The 17,463-nt window shown below is 49.4% G+C and carries 19 protein-coding genes, 1 tRNA gene and 1 rRNA gene; 4 read left to right on the forward strand and 17 right to left on the reverse strand.

Annotation, left to right across the window (positions count from 1 at the left end; translation table 11 throughout):
• The 5 genes from K300_RS16770 to crcB all read right to left on the reverse strand — a co-directional run.
• Window positions 1–160 (reverse strand): 16S ribosomal RNA (locus tag K300_RS16770); the annotation flags it as partial.
• Between the two features lie 516 nt (window positions 161–676).
• Window positions 677–1,738: a chorismate synthase gene (gene aroC, locus K300_RS0111235; RefSeq protein ID WP_022851770.1), complete on the reverse strand. Its 1,062-nt coding sequence runs from the start codon at window positions 1,736–1,738 to the stop codon at window positions 677–679.
• 1 nt (window position 1,739) lies between these two features.
• Window positions 1,740–2,330 carry a molybdopterin-dependent oxidoreductase gene (locus tag K300_RS0111240; RefSeq protein WP_022851771.1) on the reverse strand — a complete coding sequence of 197 codons (591 nt, stop codon included), beginning with the start codon at window positions 2,328–2,330 and terminating at the stop codon, window positions 1,740–1,742.
• Between the two features lie 8 nt (window positions 2,331–2,338).
• The gene (locus tag K300_RS0111245; RefSeq protein ID WP_022851772.1) at window positions 2,339–2,668 is read right to left on the reverse strand and encodes a DUF190 domain-containing protein; all 330 of its coding nucleotides are present in this window, start codon (window positions 2,666–2,668) and stop codon (window positions 2,339–2,341) included.
• Window positions 2,669–2,683: 15 nt separating this feature from the next.
• Complete coding sequence (crcB, locus tag K300_RS0111250) at window positions 2,684–3,052, reverse strand: fluoride efflux transporter CrcB (protein ID WP_022851773.1); 369 nt, start codon at window positions 3,050–3,052, stop codon at window positions 2,684–2,686.
• A gap of 35 nt (window positions 3,053–3,087) precedes the next feature.
• Between crcB and K300_RS0111255 the strand changes: the two genes are divergently transcribed.
• Window positions 3,088–3,339: a hypothetical protein gene (locus K300_RS0111255; protein ID WP_022851774.1), complete on the forward strand. Its 252-nt coding sequence runs from the start codon at window positions 3,088–3,090 to the stop codon at window positions 3,337–3,339.
• 8 nt (window positions 3,340–3,347) lie between these two features.
• Here the strand turns inward: K300_RS0111255 and K300_RS0111260 are convergent, their stop codons facing one another.
• From K300_RS0111260 to thrS, 10 genes are all read right to left on the reverse strand, one after another.
• Window positions 3,348–4,187, reverse strand: coding sequence for a tRNA (adenine-N1)-methyltransferase (locus tag K300_RS0111260; protein ID WP_022851775.1), 840 nt, complete (start codon window positions 4,185–4,187; stop codon window positions 3,348–3,350).
• A complete protein-coding gene (locus tag K300_RS0111265; protein WP_022851776.1) occupies window positions 4,174–5,082 on the reverse strand; it encodes a PP-loop family protein in 909 nt (302 codons plus the stop codon). The genes K300_RS0111260 and K300_RS0111265 overlap by 14 nt, the downstream gene beginning before the upstream one ends.
• The gene (locus K300_RS0111270; RefSeq protein WP_022851777.1) at window positions 5,082–5,273 is read right to left on the reverse strand and encodes a MoaD/ThiS family protein; all 192 of its coding nucleotides are present in this window, start codon (window positions 5,271–5,273) and stop codon (window positions 5,082–5,084) included. Before K300_RS0111270 ends, K300_RS0111265 begins: the two co-directional genes overlap by 1 nt.
• 84 nt (window positions 5,274–5,357) lie before the next feature.
• Entirely contained in the window at window positions 5,358–6,089 is a 732-nt protein-coding gene (locus K300_RS0111275; protein ID WP_022851778.1) for a cyclic nucleotide-binding domain-containing protein, read from the reverse strand.
• 11 nt (window positions 6,090–6,100) lie between these two features.
• The gene (gene pheT / locus K300_RS0111280; protein ID WP_022851779.1) at window positions 6,101–8,476 is read right to left on the reverse strand and encodes a phenylalanine--tRNA ligase subunit beta; all 2,376 of its coding nucleotides are present in this window, start codon (window positions 8,474–8,476) and stop codon (window positions 6,101–6,103) included.
• 11 nt (window positions 8,477–8,487) lie between these two features.
• Complete coding sequence (gene pheS, locus K300_RS0111285) at window positions 8,488–9,507, reverse strand: phenylalanine--tRNA ligase subunit alpha (RefSeq protein WP_022851780.1); 1,020 nt, start codon at window positions 9,505–9,507, stop codon at window positions 8,488–8,490.
• A gap of 124 nt (window positions 9,508–9,631) precedes the next feature.
• Window positions 9,632–9,979, reverse strand: coding sequence for a 50S ribosomal protein L20 (gene rplT / locus K300_RS0111290; RefSeq protein WP_022851781.1), 348 nt, complete (start codon window positions 9,977–9,979; stop codon window positions 9,632–9,634).
• Between the two features lie 16 nt (window positions 9,980–9,995).
• Entirely contained in the window at window positions 9,996–10,193 is a 198-nt protein-coding gene (gene rpmI, locus K300_RS0111295) for a 50S ribosomal protein L35 (protein WP_022851782.1), read from the reverse strand.
• A 36-nt stretch (window positions 10,194–10,229) separates the two neighbouring features.
• A complete protein-coding gene (gene infC / locus K300_RS0111300; protein ID WP_081646981.1) occupies window positions 10,230–10,793 on the reverse strand; it encodes a translation initiation factor IF-3 in 564 nt (187 codons plus the stop codon).
• A gap of 3 nt (window positions 10,794–10,796) precedes the next feature.
• A complete protein-coding gene (gene thrS, locus K300_RS0111305; protein WP_081647018.1) occupies window positions 10,797–12,716 on the reverse strand; it encodes a threonine--tRNA ligase in 1,920 nt (639 codons plus the stop codon).
• Window positions 12,717–12,910: 194 nt separating this feature from the next.
• Between thrS and K300_RS0111310 the strand changes: the two genes are divergently transcribed.
• Both K300_RS0111310 and K300_RS0111315 read left to right on the forward strand, forming a co-directional pair.
• Window positions 12,911–12,983, forward strand: a tRNA-Ala gene (locus K300_RS0111310).
• A 776-nt stretch (window positions 12,984–13,759) separates the two neighbouring features.
• Complete coding sequence (locus K300_RS0111315) at window positions 13,760–14,800, forward strand: cytochrome-c peroxidase (protein WP_022851785.1); 1,041 nt, start codon at window positions 13,760–13,762, stop codon at window positions 14,798–14,800.
• A gap of 37 nt (window positions 14,801–14,837) precedes the next feature.
• On the opposite strand, the gene K300_RS15460 is transcribed toward K300_RS0111315, so the two are convergent.
• A complete protein-coding gene (locus K300_RS15460; RefSeq protein WP_022851786.1) occupies window positions 14,838–15,740 on the reverse strand; it encodes a DMT family transporter in 903 nt (300 codons plus the stop codon).
• A 66-nt stretch (window positions 15,741–15,806) separates the two neighbouring features.
• Window positions 15,807–16,634 (reverse strand): AraC family transcriptional regulator, encoded by an 828-nt coding sequence (locus tag K300_RS0111325; RefSeq protein ID WP_238320678.1) that lies wholly within the window; start codon window positions 16,632–16,634, stop codon window positions 15,807–15,809.
• Between the two features lie 105 nt (window positions 16,635–16,739).
• On the opposite strand from K300_RS0111325, the gene K300_RS0111330 reads away from it, so the two are divergent.
• Window positions 16,740–17,432 carry a 16S rRNA (uracil(1498)-N(3))-methyltransferase gene (locus K300_RS0111330; RefSeq protein ID WP_022851788.1) on the forward strand — a complete coding sequence of 231 codons (693 nt, stop codon included), beginning with the start codon at window positions 16,740–16,742 and terminating at the stop codon, window positions 17,430–17,432.
• Window positions 17,433–17,463 lie beyond the last annotated feature (31 nt).

A 17,463-nucleotide genomic window follows, 5' to 3' on the forward strand; every position in this document is an offset into this window, starting at 1 on the left:
AACTCTTTCGAGTTGTTATCCCTCTCTCCGGGGCAGGTTCCTCACGCGTTACTCACCCGTGCGCCAGTGTAATCACACCCGAAGGTGCTTTCCCCTTGACTTGCATGTGTTAAGCACGCCGCCAGCGTTCGTTCTGAGCCAGGATCAAACTCTCCGTCCAAACTCAGTTATATCTTTTTCCCTTTTCTCGGACCGGCCTATTCTATTGTCAAACAACGTTTAACTTGCTCTGTTATCCCTCCCGCTCTCGTGAGCGGAAGGAAGTTATAACCAATCTCAGCCGCGAAGTCAATCACTTTTTTTAAAAAAGTTTTTAACCTCGTTCCAAGCCCGTTTCAACGCTCATACCTGGAAACGGTTTCACCGTCCTGATGTATTATCATTGAAATCGAACCGCCGGAACATCTCCGGCTGGAATGGATTATACCTATCGGTAAGTTCTTATATCCCTTAACGAGGCCTGCTCTCTTTCGGATGCGTCACCAATGGTGAACACCCTTAACAAGACTCCCGGCCAACTTATCGGCCAACGGAACCAAACTCACCCTGCTTTCAAACAAATCTACCTTCCATGAACACCAAATCAGGTGCTTCCCAAAAGGTTGCCGTCCTTGCGACGGAAGACAGTTATAACGAAAAACCCCCTGTAATGTCAACAGATATCTAAAGAAAATCTTTAAAAAAGTTTTCTTGCCGCTGTATCCCTCATCAGGAGGTCGATTAGAACCAGCCGTGACATCGCCTCAGCAACGGGAACAACACGGGGAGCAACGCACGCATCGTGTCTTCCCTCGGTTATAATCTCCTTCTCGTTTCCGTAGAGGTCAACGGTCTGCTTTGGAACTGTGATTGAGGAGGCCGGTTTAACGGGAAAACGGAAAACGATATTCTGTCCGGTGGTTATACCGCCGAGTGTTCCTCCAGCGTTATTGGAGAGGAACCCGTATTTTGACATTTCATCGTTGTTTTGGCTCCCCCGCATCGTAGCTGCGGAGAAACCGGTTCCGAACTCTATACCCTTAACTGCGGGGATACTGAGGATCCCCTTGGCCAGTTCTGCCTCGGCCCTGTCGAAGACCGGTTCGCCGAGACCGACGGGAACACCGCTGATGACTACCTCAACAACTGCACCAATGGAGTCGCCTTCACTGCTTACATTCAATATAAGCTCACGCATCTTCTGCGCAATATCTGAATCGGCGCAACGCACAGGATTTTTTTCGATATAATCAGCATCGAATTTTTCCGCCTTAATATCACCAACCTGCACAACATGGCCTATAACTTCAAGATCGATCTTATCGAGGAGAAGCTTTGCCACCGCCCCGCCGCATACACGCCCTATGGTTTCCCTTGCGGAGCTTCGTCCACCACCCCGGTAATCACGTATGCCGTACTTGGAGGTATAAGTGAAATCCGCATGGCCGGGACGGAAGAGGTCCTTAACCTTGGAATAGTCTTTGGACCTCTGATTCTCGTTATATACCAGCATCATTATAGGGTGTCCGGTGGTTTTTCCTTCAAATATACCTGAATGGAACTCCACCTTGTCCTTCTCATCCCGTGGTGTGCTGACATCGCTTTGACCGGGTCTTCTGCGGTTAAGCTCGTTCTGGATATCTGATTCTGCGATATCTATACCTGCGGGGCAGCCGTCTATGACGACGCCGACGCTCTTGCCGTGGCTTTCGCCGAAGGTGCTTATCCTGAATACTTCTCCAAAAATGCTTCCAGCCATATTAAAACTCGGTGACCTCCCCGCCGTTTATTTTCCTTCTCTGCCCTGTATTAACGTCCATGGTGAATCCCGGCTCAATAAGCCCCTCTTCAGGATAGCCTGCGGATTCCCAGTAGCCTCGGATGTGTTCATCAAGGAAGTGTATATGTTTTATCCATTTACAGCTTTTGTACCCCCACAGATTCGGTATGATGCTCCGGAAGGGTCCGCCGTACTCGAACTCTATCTCGTCTCCATCCACATGGGTTGCAAGGAGGATACGGGGATTGTCCATATGCTTGCGCTCCACAGCTGTTACGTAACTGCCGTAGCTCTCGAAGTATACGTAGCTGTAATCTCCGGGCTTTGCCCAGTCTATGAAGTCCTTCCACGGTATCCCTTGCCAGTCGCATCGTATGCTCCAGCCGGATACGGAGGTAAGTCTGCTTTCGATTGTCCGGTATTTGAAGTTTGAGAGGAGTTCCTTGAGGGGGTACTTACCCTTCATAGGGGTGTTTCCGCCGATCTCGACAGTGTATTCATCCTTTTCAGGAACGCTCTGGAGTCGTTCAGCATTGAAAACGGGGCAGTTTAGCCTTCTGAGACAGCTCATTATTCACCTCACTCATATTTGAGGACGTTGATCATCTCTATGGTTATCATTCCGCCGCTCATCATGGGGTCGATAAGTGGGAGTATAGCATCAATATTCTCTTCTGTATCGATTATTTCCACCACAAGGGGGAGGCTGGAGGACAGGGTGAGGGTTCTGGAGGAGTGTATCTCCCCCCTTGAGCCGTAGCCGTATATGCCCCGCAGAACGGTTGCGCCCGCTATACCCTGCTCACTGCACAGCTCGACAATGGCCTTATAGAGGGGCCTGCCGTCAATAGTGTCGTTTTCGCTGATGTAGATGCGAAGCATCTTCTGTTTACCGAGAAGCCCTGCCATGATGACCTCCTTGTTTTAAAGCCTTGCGATCCAGAATCCAAAAAGAGCGGCTGAAAGGCTGAGTATTACACTCCCTGCCGCATAGATGAATGCGTAGGCGTATGCTCCGTCCTCGACGAGGTGAAGGGTCTCCACGCTGAAGGTGGAGAAGGTTGTGAATGCGCCGAGGAAGCCCACGGCAGCGAAGAAGCGGAAGTTTTCACCGAGAGCGAGTTTATCCACCGAAACGGTGTAAAGGTATCCCAGCAGAAAGGAGCCGATGATGTTCACAGCCATGGTGCCGAAGGGGATTCTCGTTCCCACCAGCATCATGGTTCCCTTGGAAACGCCGTACCTAGATACCGCCCCGAGGAATCCGCCGAGGCCGATTAACAATATTTTCATTTACATAATACCTGTTTAGTCCTATATAATGAGGCATGATCGGAGCAACGGGCATCTTCATTATAGCATTAACAGCCTTTATCCTAAACCTCCCCTTCGGTTACCTGAGAAGGTTCACAAAGAAATTCGGCATAGCCTGGTTTCTGTGTATCCATATACCCATCGCCATCGTTGCCTTTGTTCGCATAACAACTGAGACACCATGGAGTTACATACCTCTATTTCTCGCAGTGGGGATAGCCGGCCAGATCGCAGGTCACAGACTACCCTTCGGAAAACAGGCTTAAAAGAATACCTACTCCTCTTCGTCAGCTCCGGTTTCTGATGGCTTTTCCTCAACTTCATTAACAGGTTCTGTGAATGAGCCGACCCTTTTTGCGGATATGATAAATGCGCTGTGGTTGAATGTCCACATCTCCGGACGCACTGAGCGACCCTCCACCTTCCACGGTCTCTTTATGAACTCGAAGGTTTCTATATCATCGTAAAGACCCGATTCCTCCATGGCATCCACACACGACTTAACCTGCAGGATCGTGGGGAGATAGACTATGAGCGTCCCCCCCACCTTGAGCCCTTCTTTGGAATGGGGGATAACGTGCCAAGGCTCGGGAAGGTCGAGCATGATACGATCATACTGCCCGTCGATGCCGTCGTATATGCTTCGTACCTCTACGGAGTGGTTGGGTGTCTCGCCCAGATAGTCCCTTATGAATCCCTGTGCCTGCTCTGCGAAATCATCACGCACCTCATAGCTTGTGAGCGTACCCTGTCCTCCGAGTGCACGTAGAAGCGCAATTGAGAGCGCACCCTGCCCTATGCCGGCCTCAAGTATATCAAGCCCCGGGTGGATATCACCCCACATGAGCATAACAGCTGTATCCTTGGGATATATGATCTGAGCCCTGCGCTTGATGCCCATAACGTAGTCTATGTATGAAGGGGAATATACCCTGTACTTCATCCCCTTGGATGCCTTTACAACACCGCCGTCACCCGCTTTGAGGATATCCTCATGTTCGATGAAACCATACTGGGTGGAGAAGCGTATCCCCTCCTTGAGTACTGTGTTGTGTCTGCTTTTCTTCTTCTCATCCACAAGGATTACCTTGTCGCCGTAGTTAAGACTGCTCATTCATTTTCTCCACCAGCCTGCAAAAGGAGCATTTATCTGTAAAAGTCTCCATACCGCAGCTTTCGCACAGGGTTGTATCACCCTCGCCCTTTCTGTCCGGCACGCTGAACCATTTTTTTGCTTTTTTGAAATATTGGAAATAGAAGTAGTGCGCAGTGCCGGGCATATCGTCCTCGATCCGGTTTAGCGCATCCTTATATACAAGGCTGGTAGCCCCCCTGCTCATGGGGCACTCCTCCATTATATAGTCGATTCCGTTAACGATACAGAAAGCCGCCGTCTCCTTCTCTGTAAGCCTTATGAGCGGCTTAACCTTCTTTTTCATCATCTTCCCCTCGGCGGGGAGAACGGGGCTCATCCCGGGGAGATATTCCTCGCTCCAGTGCAGGAGATTACCCAGCAGGCGTGAGGATTCATCATCAAGGTTGTGCCCGGTGGCCACAGCATCGAAGTTGTAGTCGTAGGCTATCTTGTTGAAATAATATCGTTTTATAGTTCCGCAGACGGAGCAGTCCTGACGCTTGGCGGACTTTGCCACATCGGGAACAGCATAGCCGAGTTCCTTAAGATCAACAGTTATGATCTTAAGCCCTCTTCTCACTGCGAACGTGTTCACCCTCTCCTTGGATCTATCCGAGTAGCCGGGGATTCCGAGATCGATATACATACCCGTGACATCGTAGCCGAGCTCGCTGAGTACATGCCAGAGGACAAGGCTGTCCTTCCCGCCGGAGACGCAGACCATGGTCCTGTCCTCTTTGGACAGCATCCTGAAATCCTCGATCCCCTTCTCGGTCTGCTTATAGAAGAATTCGTTGAAATGCTCGGGGCAGAAGGCGGCGTTGGCTCTTGGTATCTTGATTACAGCTTTTTGGGGACACTTTTTACACTTCATCAGCCGCCGCTTACCACATTAACTATCTTTATTGTTTCACCGCTTTTCACATGGATGTCATGGGTGATGAGCTCACCCTCACGCACAACGAGGGTTGAGTTGTCTCTTAGACCGAGCCCTGTAAGAATATTCTTAACAGTCCCCGGTTTCGTTTCGGATCTTTTTCCGTCGGAGTATTCGACAGTAACCAAGATCTTCCTCCCTGTTTTTTAATCATTAAGATGAGCCCGGAGCAAGGTTTACTCAAGGCCTGAATTCGGCAGTATAGATTTGTTTCAGAATTTGGCAAGACCTTTAAGCGAAGCCTTGAGTGCTGGCACATCAACAGTAAGCGTCACAGAGGATTTAGGGGCAGACAGACCGGCCTCATCGTTGATACGCTCTCCGGATATGAAGCCCCCTTTGGATACCTCCGCTATGCCGCTGACGGCACCCGATTCGCTGAGAATAACAAGGCCGTCCAGTAGCTTACCCTGCCGGAGCCCATATGAGAAGAAGGCATCATCGTAGCTTATGGTTACACGCTCACTGAGGCTGTGGGGGTTTTCCATATTTTCGTAAATCAGGAGGGAAACGGCATAGAGGAGCTTTGAGCGGCGAACACCGGAGAGCTCCTCGTTTATGCTGTTTATGCGTTGGGCAAAATTGCGCATTATCCTTTCGGCGAGCTCAGGAACATCACGCAGTGCCTTAAGAAAGGTGTGGTTCTGAAACACCAGAAGCTCCATAGGAGTAAGTGCCACGACATCCGCAGTACGTCTGTTGTCAAGGAAGGAGCCCATCTCGCCAAGAACAGCACCCCGTTCGAGGGTTGCTATACTGACGCTCCCGCCGGAGGAATCATGCCTAACCACCTCCGCCTCACCGCTCATGATGATACAGACGTAGTTCGAGTGCTCCCCCTGACGCAGGACAACATCACCGGGGCTGTAACTGAGCTTCCTGCCGTTCTTGACCAGAAAGCTCAGTATCTCGCCGCTAGCTTTTACATGACCCTCATCGGCCATGGGCAACTCCTTTAGCGGAGCTTCGCTCCGAACTCTTCCTTAACGGAACCGGCTATCTTCATAAGAACAGCGTTGGTTTCCTCATCCGTAAGGGTCTTTTCAGGATCGGAGAAGAATATTCGGAAGGTAAGGCTTACCTCACCTTCATCCACACCCTTCCCTTTATAAACATCGTACAGCACAACCTCATCAATGAGAGAGCTGATGCCTGATATATTAAGAGCAATATCGTTCGAGGCCGCCTTTGCAGGAACGGCGACTGATATATCCTTATACACTGAAGGATACTTGCTGAATTTTTTGTACCTCGGAACCACGTTTGCTGTGTCCAGAAGCTTCTCAAAGAGGATCTCGCATATGCATACGGGAACATCTATATCCAGTTTCTCCAGCACATCGGGATGAAGCTCGCCGAGGAACGCCACAGTCTCCCCATCGATCCTGACCTCGGCAGATTTACCGGGGTGGAGGAAGGGGAGTGAGCCCCTTACATATTCCGCATTACTAACATTCATGGCAGAGAAAATGTTGTCCAGAACACCCTTGGTTACAAAGAAAAGCTCCTCCTCGTTCTTCTTGTTCCACGAGAGGGGCCAGTAACCGCCGGAAACGCCGAAGGCGAAACGAAGCTCCTGAAATGGAAGCTCGCCACCCTCCTCTATGAACACGGAGGAAGCCTCGAAGATGTTCGTATTCTTAACACCGTGCTTTATGTTATGGGCTATGGTGGAAATAACACCGGGAAAGACATAGGTGCGCAGGGTGCTCATATCCTCAGATATCGGGTTCATGAGCTTGACGAACCTCTTCCTGTCATCGAAGAGTGAAAGAAAATCCTCCCCCATGAAGGAGTAGTTCACAGCCTCATTGAAGCCGAGGGATGCCAGTCTCTGCTGGAGTATCCTCTTCCAGCGGAGTATAGGAATAAGGGGCATGCTGTCCGAGGGGAGAAGGGGTACTGTGGCATTGATATTGTCGTAGCCGTACATCCTGGCCACCTCTTCGGCAACATCCTGCCATCTCTCTATATCCACACGCCATGAGGGCGAGCTAAGGCGATATATATCGCCGGACTTTTCCGCAGGCATACCTAGATTTTCAAGAATATCAAGCATCTCTTTCTCGGGGATATCCGTTCCGAGAAAGTCGTTTATCTTATCCGTGGAGAACTCCACGATGGGCTGTTTGGGTAGTTCGTAATTGTTGGAGACAACACCGCTGGAAACCGTACCCTCGCAAAGCTCAGCGAGGAGACTGGCCGCATAGTCCACCATCCGCACAGTGCTTTCGGGGTCTATCCCCCTCTCGAAGCGGTAGCTGGAGTCGGTCTGCATACCAAGCCTTCTGGCGGTCATCCTTATGCTTTCGGGCTTGAAGTATGCACACTCCAGAAGAACATCCGTAGTGTCGTCATTGATACCCGAATGCTCGCCCCCCATTACTCCGGCAACGGCCAGAGGCTTCTTCTCATCGGCGATGACGAGCATACTGCTCTCCAGCCTGCGCTCCTTCTCGTCAAGGGTGAGGATCTCCTCCCCCTCCTTAGCATCACGAACGATGATCCCTCTCTCTATCATTCGGAGGTCAAAGGTGTGCAGGGGCTGACCGTATTCGAAGAGTACGTAGTTTGTTATATCTACAACATTATTAATAGGCCTCACACCCGCAGCACGGAGCCTGTTCTGCATCCACATGGGAGAAGGCTTTATCTTTACCCCTTTGATTACCCTGGCGAGGTATGCAGGGCAGTTCACACTGTTCTTGACCTCTACGTAGCAGTGATCTGAAGCATTTCCACCCGATTCCTGCACGGATATCTCCTGCTGCTTCATCGGTCTTCCGTAAAGGGCCGAGATCTCCCTAGCCACGCCAATAATACTGAGTGCATCGGCACGGTTCGGGGTTATGGATATGTCGATAACGCTATCGCCAAGGCCAAGGTGCTCGTTTATGTCCGAGCCGATCTCAAGATGTTCTGGCAGGGGCATGATGCCGTCAGATTTATCTGCAAGACCTAGCTCGGATTCGGAGCAGATCATACCGAAGGACTCCGTCCCCCTTATCTTCGCCTTCTTTATCTTGAAACCGCCGGGGAGCTTTGCGCCAACCTTTGCAAAGGGTATCGTCTGCCCTGCGGCAACGTTCGGCGCACCGCATACAACCTGAAATTCCTCGGTTCCGTCTGTTACTTTACAAAGGGAGAGCTTGTCCGCATCGGGATGCTTCCCGCACTCCAGCACTTTGCCCACAACAACGTTGTCCATCCTTTCAAGGGTGTCAACACCTTCAACTTCAAGGCCGCTCATGGTGAGCTTTGAGCAGAGGTCATCAATATCTATTCCGCTTAGGTCAACAAATTCGTTTAACCACTCTACACTGACTTTCATAATATATATCCTTAAAACTGCTTGAGAAATTTAAGATTGTTCTCGAAGAAGAGACGAAGATCGTCAATGCCGTACTTGAGCATGGCGATACGCTCTATTCCCATACCAAAGGCGTAGCCCCTGCAACCCTCGGGGTCGTAGCCGACATGTTTGTAAACCTCGGGGTCCACCATTCCGCTACCGAGGATCTCGAGCCAGCCTGTGTGGCTGCACACACGGCAACCCTTGCCGCCGCAGATAACACACCCCATATCAACCTCTGCACTCGGTTCTGTGAAGGGGAAGAAGCTGGGGCGGAAACGGACGGGGACATCATCGCCGAACATACGTTTTATAAAGACGGTGAGCGTACCTTTGAGGTCGCCGAAGGTGGTTTTATCATCCACCAGAAGACCCTCCACCTGATGGAACATGGGGGTATGGGTAACATCACTGTCGCAGCGGTATACCTTACCGGGTGCGATGATCTTAACGGGGGGCTTCTCCTTGAGCATGGTCCTGACCTGCACAGGGGAGGTGTGGGTTCTCATTAGAACCTCTTCCCCGATGTAGAATGTATCCTGCATATCCCTTGCGGGGTGCTCCTTCGGAATGTTGAGTGCTTCGAAGTTGTAGAAATCGGACTCCACCTCGGGCCCGAGGGCAACCTCAAAACCCATGGATGTAAAGATATCAACGATTTCATCGTAAACACGGGTAACGGGATGGATGCCGCCACCTTTGAATGGAACACCCGGCATGGTTATGTCGATAAATTCGGATTCGAGTTTCCTGCTCTTCTCCTCCTGCTTGAGGGTGCTTTCCCTAGCATCATGGTGCTCTTCGAACTCTGCACGGAGTGCGCCGATTCGCTGACCCGCATCCTTTCTCTCTTCGGGAGGGAGCTTGCCGAGCTGTTTGTTCAGACCGCTGATTAATCCTTTTTTGCCCAGGTATTTAACCTTGACATTATAAAGTTCTTCGAGGCTTGAGGCCTCTGCGATCTCGGTTTTAAATGAGTCGAGACCGCTTGTATCAAGCTGAATAGACATCGCTGGATGTACCCCTGTATACCCGGCATATGAAAGTTCTGCCGGTTTTTCTTATTTTAATTGTGAGCTAATTATAGAGTATGGATAAAAAAAGGGGAAGCCTTTCGGCTCCCCTTCTGATTTGTCAGGATTGTACCTGCTTAACCAACTCCGCAAACTGCTCCGGGCTGTTGATAGCCATCTCTGAAAGCATTTTGCGGTCCACCTCAATGTTCTTCTCTTTGAGAAGTCCCATGAAGGTGTTGTAGCTGAGACCATGCTGCCTTACGGCTGCGTTGATCCTCACTATCCAGAGCCTTCTGAAATCTCTCTTGCGCTGCTTGCGTCCTTTGTAGGACTCGGCAAGGGATCTCTCGGCCTGCTCGCGGGCTTTTTTGTAAACATTGTTACGGGTTCCGCGATGACCCTTGGACAATTCAAGCCATTTGTTATGGCTCTTGCGGGTTTTCACCCCGCCTTTTGCTCTTGGCACTTTCGATCCTCCTTCCTTAGCTGTACGGCATTAATTTCTTAATGTTATCCGCATCTTTTCCTTCAAGGATGCCAGGGTGGCGCAGAGCGCGCTTTCGCTTTGTGGTCTTGGAGGTGAGGATGTGCCTCAGACCACTTCTCTTTACCTTTACTTTTCCGCCGCCAGTAACTTTGAACCTCTTGGCAGCGCCCTTGTGGGTTTTCATCTTTGGCATTTGGCCAATACCTCCGGTTTGTTGTTAGCAGACTGATTATTCAGACTTGCCCTGTTGCGGCTGACCGCCCTGGGGATCAGGTCCTATAATCATTATCTGCTGACGACCCTGCATCTCAGGCGTCTTCTCTACTACTCCCAAGCCTTTGACATCTTCCGTCACACGCTTGAGCAACTCTATGCCGTTGTTCTGGAACATCATCTCTCGCCCTCTGAAACGGATAACAAGCTTAACCTTGTTACCTTCATCAAGAAATCTCTTGATATGTTTCAGTTTGACATTGTAATCATGGTCCTCGATCTTCGGCCTAAACTTAATTTCTTTTGTCTCTATCTGGTTCTGGCGTTGTTTCTTTCTCGCTTCACGGTCTTTCTTGTTCTTTTCGAACTTGAATTTGCCGTAGTCCATAACACGGCAAACTGGCGGTTTAGCATTCGGGGCAACCTCAACAAGGTCAAGCCCGTGTTCATCCGCAATGTCCAACGCCTCCTGAATTGTAACAACCCCTTTCTGGGTTCCGTCATCCAGCACTAATCTGACCTCAGGAACTCTGATATCCTGATTAATCCGCTCCTTGTCAGCTTGTTTATTGCCCCGTATGTCTCACCTCCAAAGTTCTAGTGACTTAATTTCGTTAAGCCCCTTTAATACATCAATATAGGTTGAAAGATCAAGGTTATTTTTATTAGAACCGTCCCTGAGGCGCACAGAAATCTTGTTTTCCTCCACCTCTTTCTTGCCGAGAACGATCATATGAGGGACCTTCTCAAGCTGGGCTTCCCTGATCTTAAGGTTTATTTTTTCGTTTCTATAATCACCCTGAACCCTGAATCCTTCGGCTCTGAGGGAGTTTTCAATTTCCTTCGCATGCTCAAGGGCATCGTCCGTAATGCTCATCACCTTAACCTGCACGGGGGCAATCCATATGGGGAATGAACCTGCGAAGTGCTCGATAAGGATTCCGATAAATCTGTCCACCGAACCGAGGATAACCCTATGGAGCATAACGGGCCTGTGCTTATCGCCATCCTCGCCGATGTAGTTGATGTCGAACCGCTCGGGAAGGTTGAAGTCCGCCTGAATGGTTGCGCACTGCCAGAACCTGCCGATGGCGTCCTTGAGCTTGATATCGATCTTAGGGCCGTAGAATGCTCCGTCACCCTCGTTTATCTCGTAGGGAAGACCCTTCTTATCCAGAGCCTGCTTGAGGGCATCGGTGGCCTTGTCCCAGTTGTCGATGGAGCCGATAAACTTCTCCGGCCTGGTGGATATCTCAAGCTCAAACTCGAATCCGAAGATGTTCATTACCTCATCCACGAAATCTATGATCTTTATGATCTCATCCTCAAGCTGGTCCGGCCGGCAGAAGATGTGTGCATCGTCCTGGGTAAATGCCCTAACACGCATGAGGCCGTGGAGAACGCCGGACTTCTCATGCCTGTGCACGGTTCCAAGCTCAAAATATTTCTGAGGGAGATCCCTGTAGCTTCTAAGCTCGGACTTGAATGTCATCATATGGCTGAGGCAGTTCATCGGTTTGATGCCGAACTCTGTCTCATCTATCTCTGTGAAATACATGTTTTCACGGTAGTTGTCGTAGTGACCGGAACGCTTCCACATATCCTGCTTAAGGATATTGGGACCGTACACAATATCGTAACCACGTTTAAGGTGCTCCTTACGCTCGAAGTCCTCCAATGTTGAACGAAGAACGCCGCCGTTAGGGAGGTATATAGGGAAGCCAGCGCCGACCTCATCGTCCATCATAAAAAGCTTGAGCTGACGGCCGAGTTTTCTGTGGTCACGCTTTCTCGCTTCCTCAAGCATGGTGAGGTAGTTTTCAAGTTCGTCCTTCTTGAACCAGCTTGTTCCGTAAACCCTTTGGAGCATCTTGTTTTTCTCGTCACCACGCCAGTATGCACCCGCCACGGAAAGGAGTTTAAAGTGCTTTATCCTGCTGGTGTTATCCACATGGGGTCCACGGCAGAGATCGGTGAAATCCCCCTGCCCGTAAAGGGATACGGTGGGGTCCTCGATCTCCTCAATGAGCTCGACCTTGTAGTCCTCACCCATATCACGGAACTTTTCGACCGCATCATCCTTCTCAAGAACCTCACGCTGAACAGGTATCTTCTCCTGGGCGATCTTCTTCATCTCCTTCTCGATCTTCTCAAGATCCTCGGGAGTGAATTTCCTGTCACCAGTATCGAAGTCGTAGTAGAAGCCATCCTTAACTACGGGTCCGATGGTTACCTTAACATCATCGTAAAGCCTCTGTACGGCCTGTGCCATAACGTGGGCTGTGGAGTGGCGCAGGATCTCTATCGCCTCGGGGTCATCCTCTGTCACAAGGCGGAGTTTGTCACCTTCGTTCAGTTCCGTTCGAAGGTCTGTAAGTTTACCGTTTATTTCAGCGGCAACGGATTTCTTTGCCAGCTTGGGGCTTATATCAGCGGCAACATCGTATGCACTGCTGCCGTTCGCTATCTCTCTGTTACTTCCATCTGCCAGGATTATATTCATATCCAGCTCCATATAATTACTATTGGTACAAGTTTAAGGAATATAGACACCTACACCCTCTTTGTCAAGGCATAGAGCGGGGATATCTGTACCTCTAAGTCCTTTTAGATAAAGGGTTGAGGCCGGCAGCTATCATATTCTGACAATTTTTTATTGACAAAACCGCATAAATCAATAAGATTCTCTTTCTTGATGGGGGTATAGCTCAGCTGGGAGAGCGCAACACTGGCAGTGTTGAGGTCAGGAGTTCGAGCCTCCTTACCTCCATTTTACAAAGGCTGACTACTTGAAAAGTAGTCAGCCTTTGTAAAATGGTCTAAATTATATCTATGGAATTTTCCATCCATGGAAATTCCATAGGTTTAATAGCTGGCTCTAACGTTTACACTCAAGAGAAAACAACGTGAGACCTGAAGTGGTTTTTCGTTAAACAGGTGACTAGTAGCCAACATTCTGTTTAGCTAATAACACTCTTAGTCTTCCCCGAATGTTTTACAGCCGAATGAGCTCTTTTGGAACCGCCCGGAAGTTTTGGCCGCACGTGATAAACTGAATATCCTGTAAATATTGAATACTAAAATGTATGAAGTGCGGTTACACTCCTCAGCATCAGCAAAACTTCAGGTGGAAAAAGAGTGAAATGAGGGAACCGCCATCTCTTACGAATTTATGAATATAAATGAGTAACAATGGCGGCTGGAAAACCCTGAGGGAAAGCGTTTTGCTTACTTTTGCGAACCAAAAGTAAGTCGTGCTTCAGCACGAAATACATAAATTAGTGATTAATTTCGTATATAATTACGTAAAAAATAAGACTAAGGGGAAATTTTTAGGGAAAAGTTTCCCCTTAGAATCCCCTCAAAAACCCATTTCAAAGATAATTATAAAGCTTAGTACGTAATAAGATTTTATATTTCTCTGCATATAGTAACACTTATATATTTATTTTTATACATGTCAATATTTATACTCAATAGAAAATAACTTGCAATTGATAAATATTCTTTGTAAGGTGTCATTAAGATTTAATTAAGGAGGATGCAATGGCACTAAGTAAGAAACTGTTCATTTCCATGGTAATCGCTGTTATGACAGCGGGAACAGCTATGGCAGCTGACAAACTAATGAAGCAGGCTCAGGACCTCTTCGAACCTATCCCTTACGGACCCCCGGCAATCAAGGACAACCCCATCACCAACGACAAGATCGAACTCGGTAAAATGCTTTACTTCGAACCACGGCTTTCTAAAAGCGGCTTCATAAGCTGTAACTCATGTCACAACGTGGGCATGGGCGGGGACGACTTTCAGGAGACCTCCGTGGGCCATGGCTGGCAGAGAGGCCCGAGAAACGCACCCACGGTTCTTAACTCGGTATATAACGTTGCGCAGTTCTGGGACGGCAGAGCCAGCGACCTCAAAGAGCAGGCCAAAGGACCTATTCAGGCCGGCGTTGAGATGAACAACACCCCCGAGCAGGTTGTGGAAACACTCAACAGTATGCCTGAATATGTCGCACTATTTGAGAAAGCCTTCCCCGGACAGGATGATCCCGTAACATTCGACAACATGGCAAGAGCCATCGAAGCCTTCGAGGCAACCCTCGTAACTCCCGATTCCAGATTCGACCATTTCCTTAAAGGTGATGCCACTGCACTTAGCACTGAAGAGAAGAAAGGTCTTGATGCCTTCGTAAATAAGGGCTGTGTGGACTGCCACAGCGGCGTTAACATGGGGGGCGACAACTACTACCCCTTCGGTGTAATGGAGAAGCCCGCCTCTGAGATACTTGCAGGTGACAAAGGGCGATATAAGGTTACCCAGACCGAGGGTGACGAGTATCTCTTCAAATCCCCCTCGCTCAGAAACATCGAGCTAACAGCACCCTACTTCCATTCCGGTAAAGTATGGACACTCAGGGAATCCGTCAGGGTTATGAGCTCTGCCCAGCTTGGTATATCACTGAGCGATGAAGAGGTTGACCAGATTACAGCGTTCCTCAGAACAACCACAGGTATTCAGCCCGAGGTTGTTTACCCCATACTCCCTGCAACAAGGAACGACACACCCAGACCTGCGAAATAATAATACAACAAGAGTCCCGGTACTATCCGGGGCTCTTTTATTTCATCGTTGTAATCCAAACCCCCGCCAACGTAACGCCGCCTGCGATGATCTGCATAGTATTGAGTGACTCACCGAGGATACTCCAACCGAAAACAACCGCCGCCACAGGTACGAGGTTTATAAACGATGAGGCCTCGGCAGCATCTATCCGGCTGAGAGCCCAATTATAGAGCCCGAAGGCTCCCAAAGTAACAAACGCACCCATATATATGACAGCCAGATACGATAAAATACCCGCATCAAAGCCACCCTCTGCAAGGGATATAGCACCCGGGATGAAGAAAACGCACCCGGCGATAACCTGAAACATCGTAAGATCGAAGGAGCTGAAACGTCTGCTCAGCTGTTTCAGCATCACCATGCTCGCCGCCGCACAGGCCATTGCGCCGAACTCCATTATATTGCCCAGCACAGGGTTTGATGCATCACCATCCTCCGAAGCGCCCATTGTGAGCCATATCACTCCCCCTACGGAGACTGCGAGACCGAAGGCTGTTCTGGCAGATAGCTTTTCTCCCAGCATCGACCAGCCGAAGAACGCCACAAGCAAAGGAACGATGGAGGAGATAACCCCCGCCTGGGAGGATGTTGTGAATCTGAGAGCATTGGCCTCAAGTATGTAGTATGCGCAGGGGAGGAACGTAACCATAACCCCGATACGCAGGATATCCAGCTTTCTATATTTAAGGCGGGTAAGCCTCGGCAGGAACGGGAGGATCAGAATAAGAGCCACGAACATCCTGAGCCAGATAACCTGCATGGGGGTTATCTCCCTCAGCGCAAAACGCATCCCCACAAAGGAACTCCCCCAGAAGATAACAGCACCCATGAGTGCGGCAATGGAGATAAGCTTGGCGGGAGCTGGTCTGGTAACGATAGCATCGGTCTTAACTGTCATAAATATCCACCTCTGGTGAGTTATTTACCGGAAAGGCGGGAAAAAGGTATTGTATGAAATTGCTGTTCATTTTAATGCGGCGGCGTAATCACCGGGGGTTACGCCTGTTATGTCCTTAAACTTGCGGGTGAAGTGGCTCTGATCGTAAAAACCTGCTGAAAGAGCAGCATCCGCAGGTGAAGAACCTGCCCTGAGCATCCCCCTCCCCTTCTCGATCCTCTTCATTGTGCGGTAGGTATGGGGCGCCATGCCGGTGCTCTGCTTGAATATGCGGACGAAGTGATAACGGCTAGTACCAATCTCTGAGGCAATATCGCTAATAGAGAGCTTCTTCTCAAGGTTCCCTGAGAGCATCTCTTTTGCTTCGGCGATGCGCCTGTGTTCCGAATATCCGTCGTGAAGGCTTCGGATATTCAGACTCGTTGCGCCTTCAAGCATCTCTCCTACGGATGTGTACAGAACTGTCTCCACCTCTATGAGATCCTCCGCTGAAGAGTAAAGCTCCGTGAGAGCATTGAGCCTGCGGAATATGAACCGGTTCCTGCAGATAAGCTGTTCGAACTCCGGCAACACACCATCCTTTTCGAGGATATCTGAAACGATATCCTTCATTTTGTCGATGGTTATAAACAGCATACGATAATTCAGCTCTGTACCGGGAAAGGGATTGCCAGTATGCACCATTCCCGGATTGATAAGGGCAGTCTCACCTGAGTAGAGATACCCCCTCTCATCATAATCCTCAAGGCAGTAGGACAATCCATCCACCATTACACCAAAGGCGTAGATATCATCATGGGCGTGCTTGGGGAACATGTGCTCACTGCGAAGTGCGGTGCACACCTCAACACCCTTGATTTCAGGTTTTCTCATGAAAACAATGTCACGCTTCATGACATCCAATATACACCTCTTCCATGATTTTTATTGTAAAATTTTGCTCTAATCGTTCTAAAGTATCTTATTGACGCAAAGACCGGATAACGGATATTTTGAAAGATGAACATAATCCTTATTCAAAAAGAGGAACTGACAGGTAACAGAGCTGTTATACGAGGGGAAAGGCATGCGCACATGCGCAGTGTGCTGAAATGCACCCCCGGAAAAACAATCAAAGCCGGAATTCTGAACGGATTAATGGGAACAGCGGATGTCGTCTCCATAAACGATGATGAGGCAGTTCTGGATATCGCCGCTGCAGAAAAGCCACCCGCCCCCAGAGAGATAAGTGTTATCCTCGCACTCCCCCGCCCGAAGGTTTTCCGCAGGATATTCTTCTTCCTCGTCTGCGCCGGAATAAAGGATATACATATAATAAACACCTGGCGTGTGGAGAAGAGCTACTGGAAAAGCCCATACCTTGAGAATACGGGCGAATACGCCTTCGAAGCGCTCCAACAGGCCAAGGACACTATTATGCCGAAGGTAAGCTTCCATAGATTTTTCATGGACTTCGTCAAGAATGAGCTGCCGGAAATCTCGAAGGATAAAAGCAGATGGCTTGCAGAGCCCACCGCAGAAAAGGGTGAAGAGCTTAAGGAGCCGGCTGTTATTGCCATCGGCCCCGAAGGGGGATTCATCCAGCGGGAGATCGATACTTTCATAAGATGCGGGTTTAAAGGTTTCTCCTTCGGAGAAAGGATACTGACAACGGAGCACGCTGTGCCGTATATTATCGGAAGGTTTGGTTAAAAAAACCCCCGCCTTCGGCGTGGCGGGGGAA

Source organism: Limisalsivibrio acetivorans (assembly GCF_000421105.1).
Classification (GTDB): domain Bacteria; phylum Chrysiogenota; class Deferribacteres; order Deferribacterales; family Geovibrionaceae; genus Limisalsivibrio; species Limisalsivibrio acetivorans.

Bases quoted from the DNA above. Each gene is read 5' to 3' on its own strand.
- aroC (WP_022851770.1), bottom strand. From the start codon at position 1,738: ATGGCTGGAAGCATTTTTGGAGAAGTATTCAGGATAAGCACCTTCGGC.
- K300_RS0111240 (WP_022851771.1), bottom strand. From the start codon at position 2,330: ATGAGCTGTCTCAGAAGGCTAAACTGCCCCGTTTTCAATGCTGAACGA.
- K300_RS0111245 (WP_022851772.1), bottom strand. From the start codon at position 2,668: ATGGCAGGGCTTCTCGGTAAACAGAAGATGCTTCGCATCTACATCAGC.
- crcB (WP_022851773.1), bottom strand. From the start codon at position 3,052: ATGAAAATATTGTTAATCGGCCTCGGCGGATTCCTCGGGGCGGTATCT.
- K300_RS0111255 (WP_022851774.1), top strand. From the start codon at position 3,088: ATGATCGGAGCAACGGGCATCTTCATTATAGCATTAACAGCCTTTATC.
- K300_RS0111260 (WP_022851775.1), bottom strand. From the start codon at position 4,187: ATGAGCAGTCTTAACTACGGCGACAAGGTAATCCTTGTGGATGAGAAG.
- K300_RS0111265 (WP_022851776.1), bottom strand. From the start codon at position 5,082: ATGAAGTGTAAAAAGTGTCCCCAAAAAGCTGTAATCAAGATACCAAGA.
- K300_RS0111275 (WP_022851778.1), bottom strand. From the start codon at position 6,089: ATGGCCGATGAGGGTCATGTAAAAGCTAGCGGCGAGATACTGAGCTTT.
- pheT (WP_022851779.1), bottom strand. From the start codon at position 8,476: ATGAAAGTCAGTGTAGAGTGGTTAAACGAATTTGTTGACCTAAGCGGA.
- pheS (WP_022851780.1), bottom strand. From the start codon at position 9,507: ATGTCTATTCAGCTTGATACAAGCGGTCTCGACTCATTTAAAACCGAG.
- rpmI (WP_022851782.1), bottom strand. From the start codon at position 10,193: ATGCCAAAGATGAAAACCCACAAGGGCGCTGCCAAGAGGTTCAAAGTT.
- thrS (WP_081647018.1), bottom strand. From the start codon at position 12,716: ATGAATATAATCCTGGCAGATGGAAGTAACAGAGAGATAGCGAACGGC.
- K300_RS0111315 (WP_022851785.1), top strand. From the start codon at position 13,760: ATGGCACTAAGTAAGAAACTGTTCATTTCCATGGTAATCGCTGTTATG.
- K300_RS15460 (WP_022851786.1), bottom strand. From the start codon at position 15,740: ATGACAGTTAAGACCGATGCTATCGTTACCAGACCAGCTCCCGCCAAG.
- K300_RS0111325 (WP_238320678.1), bottom strand. From the start codon at position 16,634: ATGAAGCGTGACATTGTTTTCATGAGAAAACCTGAAATCAAGGGTGTT.
- K300_RS0111330 (WP_022851788.1), top strand. From the start codon at position 16,740: ATGAACATAATCCTTATTCAAAAAGAGGAACTGACAGGTAACAGAGCT.